The organism is Ochrobactrum sp. C6C9, from assembly GCF_022627935.1.
Classification (GTDB): Bacteria; Pseudomonadota; Alphaproteobacteria; order Rhizobiales; family Rhizobiaceae; genus Brucella; species Brucella teleogrylli.
On record NZ_JABXGB010000021.1, the window covers coordinates 33,072 to 57,438 of the forward strand.

Genomic DNA, 24,367 nt, shown 5'->3' on the forward strand with positions numbered 1-24,367 from the left:
ATGCTTACTTTCATCGCCTCCCGCCTCATCCGTGCGCTGATCACCGTCTTTCTGGTGATGACCTTTGCCTTCGTGGTGCTGCGCCTGTCTGGCGATCCGGCGCAGATCATGCTTGGTCCCGATGCGCCGCAGGAATCCATCGATGCCTTCCGCAAGGCCTGGGGTCTCGATGATCCCATCTGGCTGCAATATCTGTCCTATCTCAAAGGCATATTGAGCTTCGATTTCGGCATCTCGATGCGCGACAAGGCGCCGGCTATCGATCTGGTGCTGCAACGTGTGCCTGCCACGCTCCAGATCACCATTCCGGCGCTGATCATCAAGCTTTGCCTAGGCATTCCGGCAGGTGTCTATGCCGCGCTGCACCGTCAGGGCATCGCTGACCGTGGCGTCATCACCCTTTCGATCCTCGGCTTCACCGTGCCATCTTTCGTGCTTGGCCTCGTGCTGGTGCTGATCTTCTCGGTACAGCTCGGCGTATTGCCGTCCGGCGGCAGCGATACGTGGGTCCACGGTATTCTGCCAACCCTCACCATCGCAATTGGTGGCACGGCCATTCTGGCGCGCTTCTCACGCTCGGCCATGATCGAAGTGCTGGGACAGCCTTATATCCGCACGGCATCGGCCAAAGGCATCAGCTGGAGCGATGTGGTGTGGAAACACGCTTTGCCCAATGCGTCCGTGCCGATTGTCACCATCGTGGGCTTCATGGTGGGCGCGCTCATCGCCGGGGCGGTGGTGGTCGAAACAATCTTCTCATGGCCCGGCATTGGTCGCCTTCTGGTGGTCTCAGTCGCCAATCGCGACCTCGCCGTGGTGCAATGCCTGCTGCTGATTATCGCGAGCTGCATGGTGATCTCCAATCTTGTTGTCGATGTGCTCTATGGCGTTCTCGACCCGCGCCTGCGCACCAAAGCCGCGCATTGAGGAAGGCCATGACCGATACCGCCCTTATCCCTGCCCCCGCCGTCAAGGCGCCCGCGCTCATCACTCGCCTACGCACCTCCATGCCGATGAGCGTCGCCTTTGCCTGTTTCTGGCTCGCGCTGATGCTGTTCGTCGTGATCTTCGCGGATTATCTGCGGCCCTATTCCATCACCAAGATGGACCTGATGGCGCGGCTTGTTCCGGTGGGATCACCGGGACACTGGCTCGGCACCGACGAGTTGGGCCGCGATGTCTATTCGCGGCTGATACAGTCGATCCGCGTGTCGCTGGTCATCGCCTTTGGCGCGACGATCCTTTCTGCCGTCTTCGGCACCTTACTGGGTTTTCTTGCCGCCCGCTTTCGCGGCTGGGTCGAACATATCGTGTTGATGCTGGCCGATTTTCAGGCCGCCCTGCCCTTTATGGTTCTGGCGCTTGCAGTGCTCGCCTTCTTCGGCAATTCCATGCCGCTGCTGATCGGCCTGATGGGTTTCTACGGCTGGGAGCGTTATGCCCGCATCGCGCGCGGCCTTGCCATTTCCGCCGGAGCGCAGGGCTATGCCAGCGCCGTGGTGCAGCTTGGCGCAACACCGTTCCGCGTTTATTTCCGCCACATCCTGCCCAATGTCGCCTCGACGCTGATCGTCTCGATGACGCTGACATTCCCGGAAATCATCCTGATGGAATCCGGCCTTTCCTTCCTTGGTCTCGGCGTTCAGCCGCCGGAATCATCGCTCGGCAACATGGTTGGGTTCGCGCGCGAATATCTGACACGCGCGCCATGGATAATGCTGGCTCCGGCGCTGGTGATCGTTCTCACCACACTTTCGATTTCTCTTCTCGGGGACTGGCTTCGCGACAAGCTCGACCCAACCGTTCAATAGGACATACAGACATGAAAAAGATCATGGCCCATCGCGGCGCGCGCAATCTGTGGGCGGAAAACTCGCTCACCGGCTTTCGCAACGTTCTGGCTCTCGAAATCGACAGCGTCGAGTTCGATCTTCACCTGAGCGATGCGGGGCAGATACTCGTCATTCATGACGCATCGCTCGACCGCACCACCACCGGTTCCGGCAATGTGCGCGCGCTCGACGATGCCGGTCGCCGTGCTGTCCGACTGAAAAACGAACAGGGCACCGTCACAAGCGATCACATCCCGACCTTTGAGGAAGTGCTGGACGTTCTCGCAACGCGCCCGGACGTGCATCTCTATATCGAGCTAAAATCCGATGCCGACGGTAAGCCCTATGAAGGCCTCGTGGAAAAGGCCGTCGAAATCATCCGCGCCCGCAATATTGGCGACCATGTGGTGCTGCACTCCTTCGACCGCAGTGTCGTCGAACGCTGTGCGGAAGTTGCGCCAGAAATCGACCGGCTGATTTCGCTCAACGCGCAATGGGTGGAACGCAATGGCGGGCTGGAAAATTTCTTCCGCAGCGTGGAACCTCTGGTCCGTTATGTTGGCGTGCATCACGAATTGTTCGAAGCCGAATTTGACCGCATCACGTCGCTGTTTCCCGATGACCGCCTTGGCGTCTGGACGCTCAACGACCGCGCGCTGATCGACCGCTGGATGGAGCGCGATGTTGCCTACATCACCTCCGACAGCCCCGATCTGGTGATCGCGTCGCGTCTGGCGCTGGCTGAAGCAGCAGCCTGAAAGGCGATACAAGTACGGTTCTGCCTGCACTTTAGTCCGGAGGCGAGGCAGGACCGCTTTCATCCCATGCCATCCGGTCAATCCAGGAAATTGATTATGTCCGACCTGCCGCTTCTCGGCGCAGCCGTGCCGCTGTCCTATCTCGAAGAAAATCTCGATTTCATCCTGTCGGAAAACCGCGATCTGGAGATCCAGGATTTTGTCCATGTCGCTCTCCTGAAGGCCGACTGGAAGACGCCTGCAAGCCGCATCAAGACTCTGCTCAACGGTTATAAGGGCCGCCTCGGCATTCATGGTCCATTCTGGGGTCTCAACTTCTCCAATCAGGACGAAGACATTCGCAAGATCGTCACCCAGCGCTATCTTCAGGGACTGGAGGTTTGCGAATTCATCGGCGCCACGCAGATGGTGATCCACAGCCCTTATAATTTCTGGACCTATAACAATCTCGACAATTTTGTCGAAAGCGGCCAGCAGATCATCGACTACGCCCATGAAACGCTGGCGCCGGTCGTCAACCGCGCCGAAGAAATCGGCTGCACGCTGGTGATCGAAAATATCGAGGATATCGATACCGATGCCCGCTGCCTGCTCGCCGACAGCTTCCAGTCGTCATCGGTCGCCGTTTCGGTCGATACCGGCCATGCCCATTTCACCTATGGTTCGCTGGGCGCGCATCCGGTCGATTACTTCATCCGTCGTGCGGGCAACCGCCTGCAGCATGTTCATTTGCAGGACGCGGACGGCCATGCGGATCGTCATTGGGGCATCGGCGAAGGCACCATCCGCTGGCATGGCGTTTTCGCGGCTCTGGCTGAACTCGAAAGCAATCCGCGCCTGATCCTCGAACTGCGCGACAAGAACAAGATCATGCCATCGGTCAAGTTCCTGAAGGATGCAGGTCTGGCGCGATAAGCGTCCCACTCATGCTTTGAGGGCTCAACCTGCCCTCGAAGCGCTTGCTGTTCCGGGGCAGTCAGCTTCATCAGCATCTCTACCAGTGCCGAAAAGCGCCCGCCGCAATTTCGCAATCGCTGACGCCAAAGGGCACGCCGCAGCGCCCATCTGTTGCAGAAAAATCGCAAGCCGCAGCGCAATATCATTGAGAGCTAATTTAATGAACTGCTTATAGTTGACTTTTAGAGTCAATTTTATAGTGGAGTCTCATACTCAAATTTGCATCGCCGGATCGGGGGAGCCGAGCGACGCAAGATCGTTGTTCGAGGGACATCCATGCCGACTCCTGCTCTCCGCCTCCCGCTACGCTTTGCACTCGCCAGTTCCACCCTTCTCGCCTCCACTGCCATCGTTTTTGCGCAGGACGCCTCGCAGCCTCTGGTGCTCAACACCGTGACCATCGAGTCGCAGAGCAACGATACGCTGGTGCAGGATGGCTATGTCGCCAAGAAGGATCGCGACGGCACCAAGATCGACACGGAAATCGCCCGGATTCCGCAGTCGATTTCCGTCGTCACGCAGCGCCAGATGGAAGACCAGAAGCCGAACACGCTCAACGATGCGCTGAGCTATACGGCAAGCGCCAATCCCAACAATTACGGTTTCGATACGCGCTATGACGCGTTCTACCTGCGCGGTTTTCCCGCTTATTACAACGGCATGTTCCGCGACGGCCTCCGCGTCATGAACGGCCCTTCCACATGGCTGAAGGCGGAACCTTACGGCATTGAAGGTATCACGGTGCTGAAAGGCCCGGCCTCGTCGCTCTATGGCGTCAGCGGCCCCGGCGGCATCGTCAATGTCGTCACAAAGCGCCCGAAGGACGAAGATTTCCGCGAAGTGGAACTGCTGTTCGGCAACCATAATCGGTATCAGGCTGCCTTCGACGTATCCGGCCCCGCCAATGACGAGAAGACCTTCCTCTATCGCATCACCGGCCTTGGCCGCATAAGCGATACCGAACTGCCCGGCTATCCCGACGACAAATATTACATCGCGCCAGCCTTCACGCTGAAGCCGGACGAAGACACGAAATTCACGGTTCTAAGCGAGTTTTCCCGCTCCAAGACCGGTGGAACGGCGGCCTTCTACAATCCGTCCTATGGCGAGGTTTCGGATATTTATGAGGGCGACCCTGCCTATAACGACTTCGTTCAGAACCAGGGCCGCATCGGCTATGAGTTCGAACATCGCTTCAACGACCTGCTGACCATCCGCCAGAACCTGCGTTACAGCGATGTCGATGCCGATCTCGAATATAGCGGCCATTACACGACAGCAGGCAGCACAGACCTGTCACGCTACTGGGGCCATTACACCGAGCGGATGAAGAATTTTGTCGTCGATACGATGGCGCAGTTCGATTTCGACACCGGCCCGATGACCCATAAGGCCATCGCTGGCATCGATTATGGCTGGTCGGATTATAACGCCTATAGCGGCCTGTCCTATGTGTCCGTCGAGGACATGCGGGCCCAGGACGTGCCCTATTATGGCGGGCAGAAGATGAATCAGGTCGGCATTTATGCCCATGACCAGATCGAATGGGATAATTTCACCCTGTTCGGCAGCGGCCGTTATGACTGGGTGAAAACCAACACCACCGATGTGGATTATTCGGAAAGCGAACAGAAGGACAGCGCCTTCTCCGGTCGCGTCGGCGCAGCCTACAAGACGGAATGGGGCTTCATCCCCTATGTGAACTATTCCACCTCGTTCTCGCCCAATATCGGCTTCGTCTATGACGATATCGCCAGCGACGACAAACATGTCGCCAAGCCGACCATCGCCACGCAAAAGGAAATCGGCGTCAAATACGAAATCCCCGGCTATAATGCCGTAGTGAGTGCCGCTTTCTTCGATATCGATCAGGAAGACGGTGTCGTCCTCGTCGCCTCGGCGGATCGCAACAAGCAGCGCCAGCTCGATCTCAACTCGCGTGGCTTCGAACTGGAAGCCAATGCCACGCTCGATAACGGTCTCGGCATCATCGCGTCCTACACCCATCTGCGCGTGAAGATCGAAGGCGGCACCGAAGGTACGGAAGGCAACGAGCTTTCCGGCACGCCCAATGACGTGCTGTCGCTGTGGGGCAATTACAAGATCGAGAACGGCGTGCTGGCTGGCCTCGGTTTTGGCTCCGGTGTGCGCTATGTCAGCTCCAGCTATGGCGATGACGAAAACACCTTCAAGAACGACTCGCGTGTCATGGTGGATGCGGCGCTGTCCTATGACTTCAGCTATCGCAATCCGAAGCTCGACGGCATGCAGCTGCAAGTGAATGCGAAGAACATCTTCGACAATCGCGATCCGGTCTGCACCGCTGGCTATTGCTACCAGCAGGAAGGCCGCCAGATATTCGGCAGCCTACGCTATCGCTTCTGATGACGTCGATGCAGAAACAGGCCGACCAGCCGTCACCGACCGTCGCGCCAGCCCGCGTGTTCCTGACGATCAGCGGGCTCTATGTGGCGCAAAGCGTCATTGGCGGTATCACTTGGTCAGGCTTGCCTGCCATCATGCGCGACAGCGGCGTGCCGCTCGACCGCATCGGCCTCGTTTCGCTGATCATACTGCCATGGGCGCTCAAATTTCTCTGGGCGCCCGCAGTGGAACGTTTCCGGCTGCCGCATAGCGGTGCCGCCCGAACGGCAACCATCATTCTGGGCGGCGGCGCTGTCTCGGTCATCGGCCTTCTGATTATCGGGCTTATCGACCCATCACAGGTCTATCCGCTTCTCGGCATATTGATGCTGATCGCCTTTGCAACGGCCACCGTCGATATCGCCTGCGACGGTTATGCCGTGCAAAGCCTGTCGGAAGACAATTACGGTTGGGGCAATGCCGCACAGGTTGGCGGCGCCTATCTCGGTTCGGCGATCGGCGCGGGATTGTTTCTCGTTCTCGTCGGCGCATTCGACTGGCATATCGCCATCTGGACAATGGCGGTTATTCTGGTGCTCCTCGGCCTGCCCTTCGCGCTTTTCGCCCGCAAAGGTTCCGTCGCGGAAACACGCCCGCATGTGCCATCGCTTGCGGCAGCACTGCGGCGGCGTGATATCCGGCGCGGACTGGCGGCGGCAGCGGTCTATGTCATCGCACAGAAGGCGGGGCTCGCAATGCTTGGACCCTTCCTGATCGATACCGGTCTCGACCTCACCACCGTCGGATTGCTGAACGGTGCCGGAAGCATGTTTGTCGGCCTTGCCGCAGCGCTTGCCGGTGGCGGTCTGGTGCGCGCCTTCGGCATGCGCAAGATACTGGCTGCAGCGCTCTTGCTTCAGGCGCTGTGCTTCCTGTTTTTCGCCATACATGCCGGCGACAAGACCGCCAGCGTGCAATTGATAGCGGTTGCGATTATCAGCTCATCCGGCGTTGTGGCGCTGGGTTTCGTCGCGCTTTATGCGCAATTTATGCTGTGGTCTGACCCGCGCCAGGCAGGGGTGGATTTCACGCTGTTCCAATGCATGGATGCGCTGATCAGCATGGCGGGCGGTGTGGCGGCGGGTTATGTGGCCCAATATTTCGGCTATGGCGTCTTCTTTTCCATCGTCGGCGCCCTTGCGCTGGCGGCCATCCCCGCAATGTGGGCGCTCTGCGCAACCCATTTGCGCGACCGGCCTTGAAACGCGGCACCACCCGAATTTTTTAAAGAAAACCATATTGATAAAATCCAGCTCTGCCATAGCTTTCCGTTAGCTTGGTCTGATTTATTGTTTGCTTAATAGCCAGCTTTGGATCTGGTCGCGGTGTAGATCAAACGCGTATCGCGGGGATCGCATGAAAAACAAACCTTATTGAAGAATGAGCCGGGACCGCTTCGCGGCTCATCGGCTCTTAAAAAAAAATGATATCGGTCCACCACAACCGGCGCATGGCTTGACTGCCATTGACGCCCGAGTATTTTCGTATCAATTAAATATATCTCAAGCAGACTGCGCGATTCGAGAAATATTATTTAACGTGTTTAGCTGATTAACAGTCAAATTTCATAGTTTATCCAAATATGAAATATCTAAAATCATTTTAAGTTGACAAAATTTCTTGACTTTATTTAATTTGCGCTAATATCAGTTGCGAACTCTGCATTTATGCAGTTGATAAATAATAATTATACCATTGATCTTGATCAATGACGTGAGATTAGCGATCACATCATTGTCTGTGAAATTTCGTTTCATGCTCATAATCGCGCACGATTGGAGAATTGCATGGCCGATACGCAGAGTGGGCAAGTCACGGCAGAAAAAGAGCCGCACAAACTGACATTGTTTCCTTTGATTGCGCTTGTGTTGGGATCGATGATCGGCGGCGGCGTCTTCAATCTGCCATCGGATATGTCTCGCGCGGCATCGCCGGGCGCAATCATTATCGGCTGGATCATCACCGGCATCGGCATGTTGATGCTGGCGCGCGTCTATCAGTCGCTCGCCAATCGTCGTCCCGATCTCGATGCCGGACCTTACGCCTATGCTAAGGCCGGTTTCGGATCGTTTATCGGCTTCAACAGCGCCTGGGGATACTGGCTCAGCGCCTTTCTCGGCAATGTTGCCTATGCGGTGGCGATCTTCTCGGCCTTGTCGTTCTTTTTCCCAGTTTTCGGCGACGGTTCCAACCTGCCATCAATCATCGGCGCATCAATCTGCCTTTGGCTGATCCATACGCTTGTCCTCTACGGCATCAAGCAGGCGTCATTCGTCAATATCGTCACGACGATAGCCAAACTTGTGCCGCTGATGCTGTTCATCCTGATCGCCATCGTTGCTTTCCATTGGGACAAGTTCACCTTCAATTTCTGGGGCCGTGGTGAGGAAGCCACACTTGGCAGCATTACGCACCAGATCAAAAGCACGATGCTGGTGACGCTGTGGGTGTTCATCGGCATTGAAGGCGCCAGCGTCTATTCGGCCCGCGCCGCCAACCGCAAGGATGTGGGCCGCGCGACCGTGATCGGCTTTCTCGGCGCACTCGGCATCTATGTGCTGGTATCGCTGCTCTCGACCGGGCTGATGAGCCAGCCGGAACTCGCCGGGTTGAAAGTGCCCTCCATGGCAGGCGTCTTCGAGCCGCTTGTCGGTCATTGGGGCGCGCTGCTCATCAATATCGGCCTTCTGATTTCAGTGGGTGGGGCTTTCCTGTCCTGGACCCTGCTCTGCGCGGAAATCCCATTTTCCTGCGGTCGCGACGGCACATTTCCAAAGTGGTTTGCGGTCGAGAACAAGAACGGGTCGCCAGCCAATGCGCTCTGGGCAACGAACCTCGCGATTCAGTTCTTCCTGCTGCTGACCTATTTTTCCGAAAGCGCCTACCAGTTCTTCTACTTCATCGCATCGGTCGCCATTCTGCCGCCTTATGTGTTTTCCGGCGCTTTTGCACTGAAACTCGCGCTCAGCGGCGAGACATATGGCGCCAACAGCAAGTCGCGACGGCGAGACCTGTGGGTGAGCCTGATAGCGACGCTCTACGGCGTCTGGCTCGTCTACGCGGCGGGACTAAGCTTTCTACTGATGTGCACGGTGCTCTTCGCACCCGGCATTCTGGTTTACGCGAAAGCCCGCAAGGAACATGGAGAACCGATCTTTGAGGGACATGAAGTTTGGATCGCGGCAGGCATAACCCTGCTCGCCCTCGTCGCCATCTATCTGATGTGGACGGGAGTTATCACCCCTTTCTGACGCATTCATCCACGGGAACGATCTTTTGCCGGCTACCGGAAAATCTTCCCGCCCAGATCACCCTTTCAAACAGGAGCATCGAGATGAGACAATTTGGAGTGCATTCGGAAGTCGGCAAGCTACGCACAGTGATGGTTTGCAGCCCATCGCTCGCCCATCAACGACTGACGCCAGCCAATTGCCATGACCTTCTGTTCGATGATGTGATCTGGGTGCACGAGGCCCAGAAGGACCATTTCGACTTCGTTCTCAAAATGCGGGAGCGCGGCGTGGAGGTTCTGGAAATGCAGGACCTGCTCGCCAAAACGCTGGACGACAAGGAAGCACGCCAATTCGTTCTCGACCGGCGTATTCTGCCTAATCAGATCGGGCGCAATGTCGCCAATTCCATGCGCCCCTGGCTGGATGAACTGCCATCAAAAAACCTGGCCCAATTTCTCATCGGCGGCGTGGCCGTTTCCGACCTGCCGGACATATGGGGCAAGGAACTGATGCTGGACGTGCTGGGCGGTACGGAATTCATTATTCCGCCGATCCCCAACACGTTGTTCCAGCGCGACTCATCCTGCTGGATTTACGGCGGCGTGACCGTGAACCCGATGTTCTGGCCAGCCCGTCAGCCGGAAACGCTGATCCAGCGCGCCATCTACAAATATCATCCGGAATTCAAGGACGGCGATTTCAAAATCTGGTGGGGCGATTTCGACACCGACCACGGCAACGCCACGATGGAAGGCGGCGATGTCATGCCCATCGGCAATGGCGTTGTGCTGATCGGCATGGGCGAACGCACAACTTATCAGGCTGTCGGTCAGGTGGCGGAAGCGCTGTTTGCCGCCAATGCCGCCACCCGCGTCATCGCCTGTGTGATGCCGAAAAGCCGTGCGGCCATGCATCTCGATACGGTGTTCAGCTTCTGCGACCGCGACCTCGTGACCATTTTTGGCGAAGTCGTGGACCAAATTCGCTGCTTCAGCATTTATCCGGGCGACGACGGAAAAATCGCCGTTCGTCCCGAAACAAAGCACCTGCTGGAAGTGACGGCGGAAGCGCTGGGACTGAAGAAACTCCGCTCGGTGGCAACTGGCGGCAACGCCTACGAAGCCGAGCGCGAACAGTGGGACGACGGCAACAATGTCGTCGCGCTGGAGCCCGGCGTGGTGGTTTCCTACGACCGCAACACTTACACAAACACGCTGTTGCGCAAGGCGGGCGTTGAAGTCATCACCATTCGCGGTTCAGAGCTGGGCCGTGGTCGGGGCGGCGGGCATTGCATGACTTGCCCCATATGGCGCGATCCAGTCTGAGGACCGGACTTCCATCGCAACGTTATATAGTTTTGGAGACGTATCATGAGCTTTAATCTGCGCAATCGTTCCCTCCTCACGGTGCAGGATTACACGCCACGCGAATTCCGCTTCCTGCTCGATCTGGCGCGCGATCTGAAGCGCGCCAAATATGCCCGCACCGAACAAAAGCACCTGTCAGGCAAGGAAATCTGCCTCATCTTTGAAAAGACCTCCACACGCACCCGCTGTGCCTTCGAGGTCGCCTGTTCGGATCAGGGCGCCAATGTCACCTATCTCGATCCTGCCGGATCCCAGATCGGCCACAAGGAATCCTTCAAGGACACGGCGCGTGTGTTGGGGCGTATGTATGACGCTATCGAATATCGCGGCTCATCGCAGAGCGGTGTTGAAACGCTGGCCAAATATGCCGGAGTACCGGTCTATAACGGCCTGACCGATGAATATCATCCAACACAGATGCTGGCCGACGTGCTGACCATGTGGGAACACAGCGACAAGCCGATCCCCCAGATCAAATATGCCTATGTCGGCGACACGCGGTCCAATATGGGTCATTCGCTTCTGATCGTCGGCAGCCTGATGGGCATGGATGTCCGCATCTGCGGACCGAAAGAACTGTGGCCCGCTGACGAATATCGCAAGATTGCAGAAGACCTCGCCGCTGCATCGGGCGCAAAGGTCACCATCACCGATGACGTCAAGGCGGCGGTCAAGGACGTGGACTTCATCCACACCGATGTCTGGGTGTCGATGGGCGAAGCGAAGGAAGTCTGGGCCGAACGCATCAAGCTGCTGAAGCCCTATCAGGTCAATGCTGCGCTGATGAAAGCCGCAGGCAATCCGCAGGTGAAGTTCATGCATTGCCTGCCAGCCTTCCACGATACCGAAACCGTCGTGGGCAAGCAGATTGCCGATCAGTTCGGCATCTCGGACGGTCTTGAAGTGACCGACGAAGTTTTCGAATCCCACGCCAATATCGCATTCGAACAGGCGGAGAACCGTCTGCACACCATCAAGGCCCTGCTTGTGGCAACGATTGGAGATTGAGAATGCGCATCGTCATCGCATTGGGCGGCAACGCCCTTTTACGGCGCGGCGAGCCGATGACAGCCGAGGTGCAACGCAGGAATATCCGCACCGCTGTCGAAGCCATCGCGCCGGTCACCAAGGACCATCAGGTCATCATCACCCATGGCAATGGTCCGCAGGTGGGGTTGCTTGCCTTGCAGGGCGCTGCCTACAAGCCTGACGAGGCCTATCCGCTGGACGTGCTTGGCGCCCAGACGGAAGGCATGATCGGCTATATGCTGGAACAGGAACTTGGCAATGTTCTGCCATTCGACATTCCCATCGCAACCGTCCTTACCATGGTTGAGGTGGATGGCGATGATCCCGGCTTCCAAAACCCGACCAAGTTCGTCGGCCCGGTCTATTCCAAAGACGATGCCGACCGCATCCGTGGCGAAAAAGGCTGGACCTTCAAGCAGGACGGCGACAAGTGGCGACGGGTTGTGCCCTCGCCGCTTCCGAAGCGGATTTTCGAAATTCGCCCGTTGAAATGGCTGCTTGAAAAGAACACCATTCTCATCTGCGCGGGCGGCGGCGGCATTCCCACCATGTATGAGAAAGGCAAGGAACGCTCGCTTGGCGGCGTGGAGGCCGTCATCGACAAGGATCTGGCGAGCGAGCTTCTCGCACGTGAACTTGGCGCCGACCTCTTCATCATGGCGACCGACGCCGAAGCGGTCTTTACCGACTGGGGTAAGCCGACGCAAAAGGGCATCCACGAAGCGACCCCGGAATCCCTTTCGCACTATCAGTTTCCGGCAGGTTCGATGGGACCGAAGGTGGATGCCGCCTGCAATTTTGCCAAGGCGACCGGAAAATCCGCCGCCATCGGCGCGCTGGCCGACATTCCCGGCATTGTCGATGGCAAAAAAGGAACCATTGTCAGTACAGGCTTTTCAAAACTGACCTGGCATTGAATGAAATATTGGAAGCTCCGGTCTTTGAGGGAAGACCGGAGTTTTCAGCGTTTAATCTACTAAAGTCGCTATCAGGGGAGACCACAAGGTGAGCGAAAACGAACCGGCGCCGACCACTGGCGGTCATATTCCATCCATGCTGGATGCACTTGTTCCATGTATTGCGCTTATCGTTTTCCTCGCCCTTTCCTATTATCTGTTTGGTGATGCGGCCTCGTCCGGCCCCAACCAGATCGCCCTTGCGGTCTGCGGGCTGATCGCCGCCGGTGTTGCCTATAAGAACGGATCGAGCTGGGCCGCGGTCCGCGCCGCCGTTGTTGACGGGATCGCGACCGGCTTGCCCGCCATTCTCATCCTGATGGCGGTTGGCGCGTTGATTGGCACATGGGCGCTCAGCGGCACGATCATGTCCATGGTCTATTACGGGCTGAAGCTTCTCAACCCCGATTATTTCTACGCGACGACCACCATTGTCTGCGCGGTGGTGGCCTTCAGCATCGGCAGTTCATGGACCGTCGCAGGCACTATCGGCATCGGGCTTATGGGTGTCGCGGCTCATATGGACCTTTCCCCCGCAATCACAGCGGGCGCCGTCATTTCCGGCGCTTATTTTGGCGACAAGGCATCGCCGCTTTCCGACACGGTCAATCTGGCGGCCGCCTCCGCCGGTTCGGAAATATTCGACCACATCCGGGAATCCCTCTGGACCTCGATCCCCGCTTTGCTTTTGTCCATTGTGCTGTTCGGCTTTCTTGGTGAGCAAAACGATTTTGACGCAAGCTCGCTTCTCACAAAGATCGACAGCCAGATTCAGGTTTCGCTCTGGGCTTTCCTGCCCCTGCTGCTGGTCTTCGTGCTGTCGGTAGCGCGGGTATCTCCGGTCGTGGCGATATTCAGCGGCGCTTTGGCAGGCGCTATCCAGGGCGTCATCATGGACCCACAACGGGTGATCGCATTTGCCAATGATGCAGCACTTCCCAGTGCGCTCGCCCTATTGAAAGGCGCATGGCTGGCGCTTGCCACCGGCTATACGAGCTCCGTCGGCGATCCCGATATCGACATGATTCTCAGCCGGGGTGGCATGGCGAGCATGATGACGACCATCTGGCTCATCATCACGGCGCTCGCCTTTGGCGCGGTAATCGAACATGCAGGCATTCTCAATCGCCTGATCGACCCGTTGATCCATCGCGCGAAATCCGATGCCAGTCTGATCTCGACCGTCGCAGGAACCGCTGTCCTGTCGAATGTCGTCACGTCCGATCAGTATATTTCCATTGCCCTGCCGGGGCGCATGTTCAAGCAGGCTTTTGCCAATCGCGGACTGGCACCGGCACTTCTTTCCCGCGTGATTGGCGACAGCGCAACCGTGACGTCTCCGCTGATCCCATGGAACAGTTGCGGCGCCTATATGGCTGCGGCGCTGGGGGTCAGCACCACCGCCTATCTCGGCTTTTGCTTTTTCAACATTCTCAATCCGCTGATGACCATCGGCTTCAGTCTTCTCGGCTGGCGCGTGCTTAGAACCGCCCCGGCGAAGGCCACGTCATAAAGGCTACCCGCGCCGCGATAGCAGCGCGATGAAGCAGGCCCCACCCAGAAGCGAGGCGAACAGGCCAAGCGGCAGATTGTAGGGAAAGGCCACCATCCGCGCGAGCCAATCGGCGCTTACCATCATCAGCGCGCCGATCAGCATGGATGCCGTCAGGAAGCGCTTCGGCGTATGCAGGCCGAAATTGCGCGCCAGATGCGGAGCGATCAGCCCGACAAACGAGAGCGGCCCCACCATCATCGATGCAATCGCTGTCAGAAGCGCTGCAATCAGCACGATCACAAGACGCGGCAGGACGAGCGAAAGACCGAGGGTGCGCATCGTCACCGAACCAAGCGGCAGAATGTCGAGCCAGCGCGACAAAGCAAGCAGGATCGTGAAACTGGCAGCCAGCGCAAGAGCGGCCAGCCAAAGCTGCATAGGCGTCGCCTGCGTGCCGGTACCGCTCAACCAGCCGAGCAGGACAAAGGCTTGTGGAGAGCCGGTTGCAATGATGGCTGTCAGAATGGAGCTGACCATAGCGCCAAGGCCGACACCGGCCAGAAGCAGCTTTTCCGCACCAAAACCGCTGCGCGCGGCAATCGCCAGAATGAAGATCAGCGCCAGCACCGAGCCGATGGAAGCGCCCAGCCATTGCAGGGAAAGGCTTGCGACGGGAAGCAGGAGAACCACCGCCAAACCCGCACCAGCACCAAGGCCGACGCCCATAATTTCGGGGCTGGCGAGCGTGTTACCCGTCATGCGCTGGAGAATGGCTCCGGCCAATGCCAGCATGCCGCCCGATAGGCCCGCAAGAGCAAGTCTTTGCACGCGCCAGTCGAAAAGCGCATCGAACACTTCACCACGGGCAAGGACAAAACCGTCCTGCCCCCGGCCGAGACCCAGCGTGATGGCGGCCACAAGCAGGACAAGCAGCAGCAAAATGGCGAAGAACAAGCCGGTACGCTTGAGGCGAACAGCGCTGGCCTCGCTCTGGCCCGACGGCCATTCAAACATGCGCAGACGCGGCAGCATCCAGAGCAGCAGCGGACCGCCGAGCAATGCAGTCGCAGCGCCCACCGGCAGGCGGTCGCCGGTGACGGCCTGCAACAGGCTGACGCAGCCATCGGTCAACCAGAGCAGAATTGCCCCAATGGCGGGCGCGGCGATCAGCTTTGTCTTGAGACGGCGCGCGCCGGAAAGCTGCGCCAGCGTCGGAGCGACCAGACCGACAAAGCCCAATATGCCGACTTCTGCCGTGATACTTGCCGCCAGCCAGACGGCAATGGCAATCACCAGAAGGCGGCTTGCCGCCAGCGACAGGCCGAGGCTGCGCGCATTGGCATTGTCGAGCGCCAGCAATGTCAACGGGCGCAGCAGGAAGAAGGCAATCCCGCCGCCGATCAGAACCCGCAGGGAGAGCGCAATGCCCGGCCCCCAGCTTTGTTGTTCCAGCGAACCGCCGCCCCAGACGAACAGCGAGAACACATATTCGCCATTGGCGAGGATGAGCGCCGTGCTTGCCGCCGTTGCGGTCAGCGACACGATCATTCCGCAGAGAATGACAGAAGCGGGTTCCAGCGAGCGTTTCCAGTTGAGCGCCAGCACCAGACTGACCGCCGCCAGACCGCCCGCCAAAGCCAGCCATTCTCGAAAGATGAAGGCTGCGGGCAGATAAAGTATACCCGCCGTCATGGCGAGCTGCGCTCCGGCAGCAATGCCGAGCGTCGAGGGTTCGGCGAGCGGATTGCGTAAAACCTGCTGCAACAGCAGGCCGGAAAGCCCAAGGCCTGCGCCACAGATCAGGGCCATAGCATTGCGCGGTAAGACGGTGTCAAACGCGATGACCCGGTGCAGCGCCAGCAGTTCCGGTGAACCGGCAGGGGCATTCAGCGCCCGCGTGAATTCGAAAGCGGCCATCAGTGCCGCGACAAGCGCGAGCAGCGCCCAGAACAGCAGCGGCCTTATGCCTGCAACACTCTTCTCCGTCATGGGCTGCTCTTCCAGTTTTCACGAAGAAGCTGGGCAAAGCGGCGCGCGGCAGGCAATCCGCCGAAATGATCGAGCGGCGGCAGAAACAGAACCCGCTTTTCACGGATAGCGGGCAGCGCGTTCCACAAGGCATTTTGCGGCAGACGATAAAGCGTTTCAGGATCGGTCGGGCCGACGATCACGATGGATGCGTCCGGCGTTTCGGCCAATTGCTCCAGCCCCACCGGCGCCGCGGCTGAATAGCTTGTATCGCGCGTCCACGCATTCTCAAAACCGAGCCGAACCAGCACATCGCCAAACAGGCTGTCGCGCCCGAAAGCGCGAAAATGCCGGGCATCGCCCAGACTGATGACGAAGACCTTCCGTCCCGGTATCGCAGCGAAGCGCTGCCGCGCCTCCGCAATCTCGCGTGCAACAGTCGCGACGTAAGCGCGCGCTTCCGCAGCCAGACCGAGCTTTTCCCCAAGACTTAACGTCGCCTCTTCCAGCATCGCATAGGGCGGCTGACCGGCGCTATAGACAGTCGGCGCGAAGACCGGCGCGATGCGCTCGAAGGCTGCACGCTGATATTCGTAAAAATTGGACGCGACGATCAGATCCGGTTCCATCATGCGCAGAAGCTCAAGATTGGGCGCTCCGCGCAGACCAAGATCAGCGACATTTTCCGGCACCGCCGGCTCAAGCTGCATTTGCCTGTATTGGCGCAGTTCTGCCGCTGCCACCGGCACAGCGCCGATCGCCAGAGCGGTCTCAAGCATGGCCCAGTCGATCACCGCAAAACGCATCGTCGCGGCATGGGCCGAACGCAGTGCAGGCGCCGCAAAAAGGGCGCCTGCGAATCCGAGAACCGCGCGACGGGTGACTGTCATGACGGAACGCGCGGCGAAAACCGTCGCATCACCACTTGGTGTGCACCTTGAGCAAAGCCTTCCTGCCCTCGCCATAACCGCAGACATAGACGCCCTGACATCCAGCAACATAATCCTTGTCGAAAAGATTGGTCACGTTGAGATCGATGCCCCAATTATCCTTTTCATAGCCGAGTTTCAAATCGGCGAGTGCCACAGCGGGCACTTTCAGCGTGTTCTGCTCGTCGGCATAGGACGAGCCGATATAACGGACGCCGCCGCCCAGCGTCACGCCTTTCAGCGCGCCTTCGGGCACCTTATACTCGACGAAGACCGAAGCCTGTTGCTCCGGCAGGAGATAAGGACGCTTGCCGACCAGCGTTGGGTCCGAGGCGTTTTCCTTGACCTTCAGGTCATAGGCGGTCACGCTTGCCGTCACCTTCCAGTCCTCGGCAATATTGGCCTGCATTTCGAGTTCGAAGCCGCGCGAATTGACCTTGCCGAGCTGTTCACGGGCAAAGCTGGAGCCGGTCAGCGAATTTTCCTTGGTCAGATCGAAGAAGGACGCGGTGATCAGGCCATCGAAGAATGCCGGGCGATATTTGACACCGGCTTCATACTGAACGCCGGTTTCCGGCTTGGCATAGCTGCCGTCATACAGGGTCTCGATAATCGGATTGAAGAAGGTCGCAGCACTCACATAAGGCGTGATGCCGTTCTCGAACTCATAGCCGAGACCTGCACGACCGGAGAAGCGGCCCGTATCATATTCGAAGCTCGGCAGACCTGAGGCTTCAGTCCAGACATGATCGTAACGACCATTCAGCGTCAGTATCCAGCCATCGCCGAATTCCATGCGATCCTGCGCATAGACACCCACCTGATTGCGGCGCAGATCCTGATCAATATAGGGGTCCCACATAGGCCCCTGCGGCTCGCCATAAACCGGGTTATAGGCGTCGATGATCGTTGCGCCGCCGGTCTGCTGCATCTGGTCGATGCGGAAATAGCGGTACTCCGCGCCGAACAGCAGATTGTGGTCGATGGCCCCGGTCGTCACCTTGCCTTCAAGCTGGTTATCAGCCTGAAAGGTGTTGACCGTGGTATCGTGCTTGAAATTGATGCGGGCGAGGTAGGGATTGCCAGCAGCTGGCTGCGCCAGAAATCCGTCATAGCCGTAAGGGTAGAGGCTATGCTCCTTCACATTGGCAAAGCCGTAACGCACATTCTGACGGACGGTCCAGTCACTGTCGAATGTGTGTTCGAATTCATAGCCGATCGATAGCTGTTCGCGATTATAGGAATCGACATCCGGCTCGGTAAAATTCGCCTTGCGCGAAATCTTGCCGAACTCGGTCGGCACCACGGTACCATAGTAAGGCAGAAAGCCGCCATCATGCGTCAGGTCCAGATGGGTATAGTTGGCCAGAATGGTCAGGCTGGTCGATTCATCCGGCTTGTATTCGATGCTTGGCGAGATGACGCCACGAAATTCCTTGGAAAAATCCGTATAGTTGTCGCCACCCTGGATCTTGCCGTTGACGCGGTAATTAACCGTCTCCGTCGCCTTGTCACCAATGTCGAAGCCGAGATAGCCATTGCCATAGCTGTTGATGCCCGCCTCAAGATAGCGCAGGCGTTCGCCGGTCGGGCGCTTGCTGATGTAATTCACGATACCGCCGGGATTGGCACCGCCATAAAGAGCCGATGCCGGACCACGCAGCACGTCGATGCGCTCGATACCGAAACTGTCGATTAAAAAGCCGCCAAAGCCGTAGCTGAAATTCTGCAACCCATCGAGATAGGTGCCATTGGCCGTCGCGTCGAAACCGCGAATATAGAGCCAGTTCGTGTCATTATCGACGCCGAAAGGCTGCGCCAGCACGCCGGGCGTATAGCGCAAGGCTTCGTCGATCTTCTGCGCGCCGAGCGCATCCATCTGATCGCGCCCGACGACCGATACGGATTGCGGGATCTTGTCGATTGCAACGCTGTCCTTCGAGCCGGTGGTGGTCGCCTGAGGCACAAAGCCCCGGACCGGCGCAACACCGTCGGCCCGCGTGGTGCCGCCATTTCCATCAGACTGAATGACAACCGTGTTTAGCTGAAGGGGTTTGCTGTCTTCCTGCGCCAAGGCAGGAATGGCGGCAAGCGCAGTACCGCTTGCCAGCAGGACGAGAAGATTGTGCTTCATCGACGGCATATGATGTGACCCCTAAGACGGATAAAAACGCGAACCTTCACAGGCTCCCGCGACCCCGCAGACGGGCGCGTTAATATGAGTGCTTATATCAAGAATATTCGGCAGGATTGTTCGTTTTTATGGCAAATTGAACGATCTTCAGTTCATCTCAGCGTGCAGTAAAAAAGCAATCCTTTCTGTGGCTCTGCTACACCTGTTGTCTCAGCCATGCCGCCGGCGTTGTGCCGGTTTGCTTCTTGAAAACACGCGTGAAATGGGCCTGATCGGAAAACCCGACCAGCGCCGCAATATGCGGCAGCGGCGTGTGCGCCTGAAGCAGCAGCGCCTGCGCACGCGCGATGCGTCGCTCCATCTGCCAGCTATGGGGCGACACCCCCGTCGATGCCTTGAAGGCGCTGCAGAAATATGTTTCCGACAGACCAGCCAGATCGGCCAGTTCCTGCAAGCGGATGATGCGCGCGTAATTGTCCTCGATGAAATCTGTCACGCGCCGGAGCCGCCATGGTGACAGCCTGCTCGCGCCTGCACGCGGCTGCGCTTCCGCCCCGAACAGTTCCGCGACAAGCGCGTTGATCAGGCCTTCACCATAGAGATCGTGCAACGGCGCATTGGACAGGCACTCTTCCGCCAGAAGCCCGCCGATCTGCTCAATCCTGGCATTGGAAAACAAAAGGCGTGGACGCTCGACCGCAGCCCTGTCGAGCGCGCCACCAAAGCGCTGCTGCAGCGTGTTGATGTCGAGATGCAGATCAAGATGCTTGAGCTTACCCGGTCTCGCACTCTCGCTCCAGATCGTCATGCCCGCCGGAATATAGCAAAGACGCGAAGGGTTCGCGCCTTGCGCAACGGCACGCCCCTTGCTGCCGGGACGGATATCGAGCGCGCCCTGGCTTTCGCAGACGAGAAACAGGCGTGGCGCTTGCGAGACATATTCACCGCGCGCGCCGGGACCACATTCGACAGACCACACGTCGGCAATCGCGCCATTCCAGACGCGATAGTGAAGGTCGTCCAGCAAGGTGACGTCTTCGATCCGGCTTTTCATATGCGGATGGAAACCCAAATCTGCTTTCCTGAAATCTTAATCTAAAAGAGGTATAACTTACTCATGTTTTTGTGGCAACTTTCGAAAAGCTGCGTTATTGCAGGGAAAGCACTGCGCCAGAGGACGACGATTGATGACCAACTTGTTCGAACTTGAGAATGTCAGCTTTTCGGTTGCCGGGCGCACGCTGTTGCAGCCTTTGACCATGTCGATACCGGCAGGAAGTGTGACAGCCTTGATCGGACATAACGGTTCAGGCAAGTCGACACTGCTTAAAATACTTGCCCGCCAGCAGCCAGCGTCGGGAGGCACAATCCATTTTGCAGGCAAGCGCCTCGACCAATGGGGCGACCGCGAATTTGCACGCAAGCTTGCCTATCTGCCGCAGCAGACGGCATCCGCATCGGGCATGCTGGTCAAGGAACTGGTCGCGCTTGGCCGTTATCCGTGGCACGGCGCTCTGGGCCGCTTTGGTGATACCGACCGGGCGAAGGTGGAAGAGGCCATCGAACTGACCGGCATAGCACCTTTTGCGGACCGGCTTGTCGATACGCTTTCCGGCGGCGAACGCCAGCGCGTCTGGCTGGCCATGCTGGTGGCGCAGGATGCGCAATGCCTGCTTCTCGATGAGCCCACATCGGCGCTCGATATTGCCCATCAGCTGGAAGTTCTGTCGCTGGTACGCAAGCTGTCGCAGGAGAAGGAACTGAGCGTTTTCATCGTCCTACACGATGTGAACATGGCCGCCCGCTTCTGCGATTCCATCTTCGCGCTGCACAGTGGCCGCCTGATCGCCCAATCAACACCCGCCGGTGTGATGGAGCCCAATCAGCTTCGGGAGATTTACGGCGTGCCGATGGAAGTCATGCGCCACGCCGCGACCGGGCATCTGATTGCAGCTCCTTTGTAATTAAAACTGCTGACCTGCAAGATAGCGTTCCAATGTCTTGACCGTGCCATCCCGCCAGATTGCTTTCAGTGCAGAGCTGAACGCGGTGACATAGGCGGGATTGGCGGCAAGCGCTCCGAAAATATCATCCATGGAAAGCCACGCAGCCGGGTCGGCCTTGGCGCGCGCTGCCTGCTTGGTCAGGCGATCCCATGACGGATCATTCGGCTCGATAACAGCGCCGCTATCTGTGGTGCCATAGCAATAGCGGCACCAGAAAGCGGAAACGAGCGCAAGCCCGGTCACCGAATGGCCCTTCGCCACGCGGTCAGCAGCGGTGGGCAGAATGAATTTCGGCTGGCGGTTGGAGCCATCGAGACACAAGCGGCGGATGGTGTCGCCGATGCTTGGATTGGCGAAGCGCTTGTCGATCAACACGCGATAGGCTTCAAGATCGGTATCCGGCACGGGCGGCACTTCCGGGATGATCTCATCCTTGGTCAACTTCTCCAGATAGCGCCGGATCAGCGGATGCTCCATGGCCTCATGCACGAAATGAATGTCGAGCAAGCCGCCCGGATAGGCGATGGCCGCGTGGCCGCCATTCAGGATGCGGATTTTCATCAGTTCATAAGCGGCAACCTGATCGGTGAAGGTGACGCCGACTTTTTCCAGAGCCGGGCGTCCGGTCGGGAAATTATCCTCCATCACCCATTGCTTGAAAACTTCGCAGAAGACCGGCCAGCCGTCATCGACACCGAAATCCTTCGCGGCAATCTCGCGTTCGCGCGCGCCGGTGGCGGGCGTAATGCGATCCACCATCGAATTCGGGAAAGCGACATTGGCAGAAATCCAGTCGGCAAAGGCCGGGTCGCTCAGCTTGGCAAGCCCCGTCACGGCGTCTTCCGTCACATGCCCGTTGCCCGGAATGTTATCACAGGACATGACCGTGAAAGGCTGGACACCCGCCGCCTTGCGCAGTTTCAGCGCCTGAACGATCAGGCCGAACACGGTTTTCGGATGGTCCGGATGCGCGGCATCCGCCACGATATCCGGATGAGCCGGATCGAAGGTCTGGCTCGCCGGGTCGATATAATAGCCGCCCTCCGTGATCGTCATCGAAACGATGCGCGTATCGGCTGATGTCAGATAGGCCATCAGGGCCTTGCGCCCTTCCTCGGTCGAAATCGTCACATAATCGACCATCGATGCGGTGATGCGCGCGCCTGCATGATCGGCTTCCTGTTCCACAACGGTGGTCAGCCAGTCCTGGACTTTGAGCGTATCACGCATGGCATCGTCGCTACCACGCACACCGGCACCCACCAGCGCCCAGTCATGCCCCTCGCCGGTCGCAAACAGATCGTCCAGATAGACTGCCTGATGGGCGCGGTGAAAATTGCCGACGCCGAAATGCACGATACCCGGCTTCAACCCGGCAGGATCGTAGCCGGGCTTGTGCACCTTATCGAAGCTTTGAAGCGTTGCGCGCGATAGCTTGGTCATGACGGTATCCTCTATTCAATCGGGTACGAACTGGACTTTCATGGTCGCGGGATCGCCGCCATTTTTGGTGAAGAATGGCAGCATTTGCTCCAGCGGCAGCCGGTGGGAAATGAGCCGCGCCATAGAGCCACCGTTTGAAAAGTCCTGTTTCAATATGTCCAATGCCTGCGGAATGTTTCGGTTCAAAGAATGCGAACCGGCAATCCTGATCTGGCGACGGAAAATCTCGAAGGGTGCCACTGAAATTCGTGCGTCGGGCGCACAGACGCCAAATACCAGAACGGTTCCTCCATCGGCGGTGAAGCCGACCATGCTTTCGACCACCCCGGCTATGCCGGTGGCGTCGGCGACAAAATCAAAGCTGCGCTGGCGCCTGTCCAGCGCTTGCGAACCGGACACGACCGGCTCAAGCCCGAGGCTTTCAACGAAAGCCAGCCGGTGTTCATTGATGTCGGCGACCGCAACCTCGGACACGCCCTGCGCTTTCAGCGACAGGGCCAGCAACAGGCCGATTGGGCCTGCCCCGAAAACCAGCGCATTTTCAGTACCGTGCGGGCCAGTCTTCAAGCCTGCCGCGCCAAGCCCGTTCAGCACGCAGGCCAACGGTTCGGCAAGGGCCGCGATATCATAAGGCAGATCACCGATAGAATGGAGATGGCTGGCATTGACGAGGCTCATGCCAGCAAAGCCGCCATTATGGGTCACGCCATAAGCTTTCAGGTCGGAGCAGAGATTGGTCAGCCCCTTGAGGCAGGCGCGGCAGTGACCACAGGGAATATTCGGATCGACCGCAACGCGGTCGCCGACCTTCACATTGGTCACGTCTTCGGCGATGGCCATCACCCTGCCCGCATATTCATGCCCCGGCACCAGCGGAAAGGCACTCGACCCATAGCGGCCATGCAGGACATCAATGTCTGTGTGACAGAGGCCCGACGCCTTGACGTCGATCAGCGCGTGACCCGGCAGCAATGCCGGTTCCGGCAGATCGGCCATGCCTGCTTCGCCATGGCCGGTAAAATAGATCGCTTTCATTGCACTATCCCGGCCTCGCCTTACGCCATCCAGTTGCCGCCATCGACACCGAAGGTCTGGGCGAGAATATAGTCGCTGTCGGACGAGGCGAGGAACACCGCCATGCCGGTAATATCCTCCGGCGTCGCGAAGCGACCGATCGGCACCGACTTCGCCACGGCTGCTTTTTTCTCGCCCGGCTTCAGGCCCTCCCATTTGGCGAAATTCGCATCCACCACATCCCAATGTTCGCCATCGACCACCCCCGGCGCAATCGCATTGACGTTGATGCCATGCTTGACCAGAGCGAGAGCCGCCGACTGCGTGGCGGAGATGATTGCCGCCTTGGATGCGCAATAGAGCGTCACCAGCGCCTCACCACGGCGACCCGCCTGGCTCGCCATATTGATGATCTTGCCGCCGCGTCCGCGCTTGATCATCACATTCGAAACCGCCTTCATCATAAAAAGGGGGCCCTTGAGATTAATGCCCAAAACGCGTTCGTAGCTGTCCTCGGTCAGTTCATTGATCGGTGCCATGTCGAAGATTGCGGCATTGTTGACCAGAATATCGATGCCGCCATATTCGGCATCGATGGCGGCCACCACCTTGTCGATTGCGCCCAGATCGGTCACGTCCAGCCTCACCGCCTTCACGGATGGACCGATACCGCGCGCGGCTTCTTCCGCGCGCTCGATATTGATATCGGCAATGATGACCTTTGCACCCTCTTGCGCGTAGGCCGCCGCAAAGCCAAGCCCGATGCCACGCGCAGCGCCGGTGATGAGGGCAACCTTGTCTTTCAGTCTCATGGACTTTCTC

At 58.3% G+C, this 24,367-nt stretch carries 19 protein-coding genes; 12 read left to right on the forward strand and 7 right to left on the reverse strand.

The features are described 5' to 3' along the window. The 11 genes from HWD97_RS16675 (at window position 1) to HWD97_RS16725 (ending at window position 14,069) form a co-directional block, all read left to right on the forward strand. Window positions 1–927: an ABC transporter permease gene (locus HWD97_RS16675; protein ID WP_109366964.1), complete on the forward strand. Its 927-nt coding sequence runs from the start codon at window positions 1–3 to the stop codon at window positions 925–927. Window positions 928–935: 8 nt separating this feature from the next. After that, a complete protein-coding gene (locus tag HWD97_RS16680) occupies window positions 936–1,811 on the forward strand; it encodes an ABC transporter permease (protein WP_109366963.1) in 876 nt (291 codons plus the stop codon). 11 nt (window positions 1,812–1,822) lie between these two features. Then, on the forward strand, window positions 1,823–2,590 hold the full coding sequence (locus HWD97_RS16685) for a glycerophosphodiester phosphodiesterase family protein (RefSeq protein ID WP_109366962.1): 768 nt from the start codon (window positions 1,823–1,825) through the stop codon (window positions 2,588–2,590). A gap of 96 nt (window positions 2,591–2,686) precedes the next feature. Continuing rightward, the gene (locus HWD97_RS16690; protein WP_109366961.1) at window positions 2,687–3,505 is read left to right on the forward strand and encodes a sugar phosphate isomerase/epimerase; all 819 of its coding nucleotides are present in this window, start codon (window positions 2,687–2,689) and stop codon (window positions 3,503–3,505) included. Window positions 3,506–3,823: 318 nt separating this feature from the next. Next, window positions 3,824–5,932 (forward strand): TonB-dependent siderophore receptor, encoded by a 2,109-nt coding sequence (locus HWD97_RS16695; protein WP_371835268.1) that lies wholly within the window; start codon window positions 3,824–3,826, stop codon window positions 5,930–5,932. After that, a complete protein-coding gene (locus HWD97_RS16700) occupies window positions 5,932–7,173 on the forward strand; it encodes an MFS transporter (RefSeq protein WP_235859048.1) in 1,242 nt (413 codons plus the stop codon). The genes HWD97_RS16695 and HWD97_RS16700 overlap by 1 nt, the downstream gene beginning before the upstream one ends. 585 nt (window positions 7,174–7,758) lie before the next feature. Beyond that, entirely contained in the window at window positions 7,759–9,222 is a 1,464-nt protein-coding gene (gene arcD, locus HWD97_RS16705) for an arginine-ornithine antiporter (protein WP_109366959.1), read from the forward strand. A gap of 83 nt (window positions 9,223–9,305) precedes the next feature. Then, window positions 9,306–10,529: an arginine deiminase gene (arcA, locus tag HWD97_RS16710; protein WP_121539446.1), complete on the forward strand. Its 1,224-nt coding sequence runs from the start codon at window positions 9,306–9,308 to the stop codon at window positions 10,527–10,529. Window positions 10,530–10,574: 45 nt separating this feature from the next. After that, window positions 10,575–11,579, forward strand: coding sequence for an ornithine carbamoyltransferase (locus tag HWD97_RS16715; protein ID WP_121539445.1), 1,005 nt, complete (start codon window positions 10,575–10,577; stop codon window positions 11,577–11,579). Window positions 11,580–11,581: 2 nt separating this feature from the next. Next, on the forward strand, window positions 11,582–12,517 hold the full coding sequence (arcC, locus tag HWD97_RS16720) for a carbamate kinase (RefSeq protein WP_109366956.1): 936 nt from the start codon (window positions 11,582–11,584) through the stop codon (window positions 12,515–12,517). Window positions 12,518–12,605: 88 nt separating this feature from the next. Beyond that, window positions 12,606–14,069, forward strand: a complete 1,464-nt coding sequence (locus tag HWD97_RS16725) for a Na+/H+ antiporter NhaC family protein (protein WP_209446017.1) — start codon at window positions 12,606–12,608, stop codon at window positions 14,067–14,069. 3 nt (window positions 14,070–14,072) lie between these two features. Here HWD97_RS16725 and fhuB read toward each other — a convergent pair whose 3' ends face one another. The 4 genes from fhuB to HWD97_RS16745 form a co-directional block, all read right to left on the reverse strand. Continuing rightward, window positions 14,073–16,040 (reverse strand): Fe(3+)-hydroxamate ABC transporter permease FhuB, encoded by a 1,968-nt coding sequence (gene fhuB, locus HWD97_RS16730; RefSeq protein WP_109366955.1) that lies wholly within the window; start codon window positions 16,038–16,040, stop codon window positions 14,073–14,075. Then, complete coding sequence (locus HWD97_RS16735) at window positions 16,037–16,909, reverse strand: iron-siderophore ABC transporter substrate-binding protein (protein WP_235859047.1); 873 nt, start codon at window positions 16,907–16,909, stop codon at window positions 16,037–16,039. Before HWD97_RS16735 ends, fhuB begins: the two co-directional genes overlap by 4 nt. A 28-nt stretch (window positions 16,910–16,937) precedes the next feature. Continuing rightward, entirely contained in the window at window positions 16,938–19,091 is a 2,154-nt protein-coding gene (locus tag HWD97_RS16740; protein ID WP_109366954.1) for a TonB-dependent siderophore receptor, read from the reverse strand. A 187-nt stretch (window positions 19,092–19,278) separates the two neighbouring features. Further along, window positions 19,279–20,154 (reverse strand): AraC family transcriptional regulator, encoded by an 876-nt coding sequence (locus tag HWD97_RS16745; protein WP_109366953.1) that lies wholly within the window; start codon window positions 20,152–20,154, stop codon window positions 19,279–19,281. Window positions 20,155–20,269: 115 nt separating this feature from the next. On the opposite strand from HWD97_RS16745, the gene HWD97_RS16750 reads away from it, so the two are divergent. Next, on the forward strand, window positions 20,270–21,046 hold the full coding sequence (locus HWD97_RS16750) for an ATP-binding cassette domain-containing protein (RefSeq protein ID WP_109366952.1): 777 nt from the start codon (window positions 20,270–20,272) through the stop codon (window positions 21,044–21,046). Here HWD97_RS16750 and HWD97_RS16755 read toward each other — a convergent pair whose 3' ends face one another. The 3 genes from HWD97_RS16755 to HWD97_RS16765 are packed head-to-tail and all read right to left on the reverse strand — an operon-like array spanning window position 21,047 to window position 24,357. Next, window positions 21,047–22,531, reverse strand: coding sequence for a mannitol dehydrogenase family protein (locus HWD97_RS16755; protein ID WP_283736225.1), 1,485 nt, complete (start codon window positions 22,529–22,531; stop codon window positions 21,047–21,049). Window positions 22,532–22,546: 15 nt separating this feature from the next. Then, entirely contained in the window at window positions 22,547–23,566 is a 1,020-nt protein-coding gene (locus tag HWD97_RS16760; RefSeq protein WP_109366950.1) for a zinc-dependent alcohol dehydrogenase family protein, read from the reverse strand. A 20-nt stretch (window positions 23,567–23,586) separates the two neighbouring features. Then, entirely contained in the window at window positions 23,587–24,357 is a 771-nt protein-coding gene (locus HWD97_RS16765; protein ID WP_109366949.1) for an L-iditol 2-dehydrogenase, read from the reverse strand. Window positions 24,358–24,367: the final 10 nt, after the last annotated feature.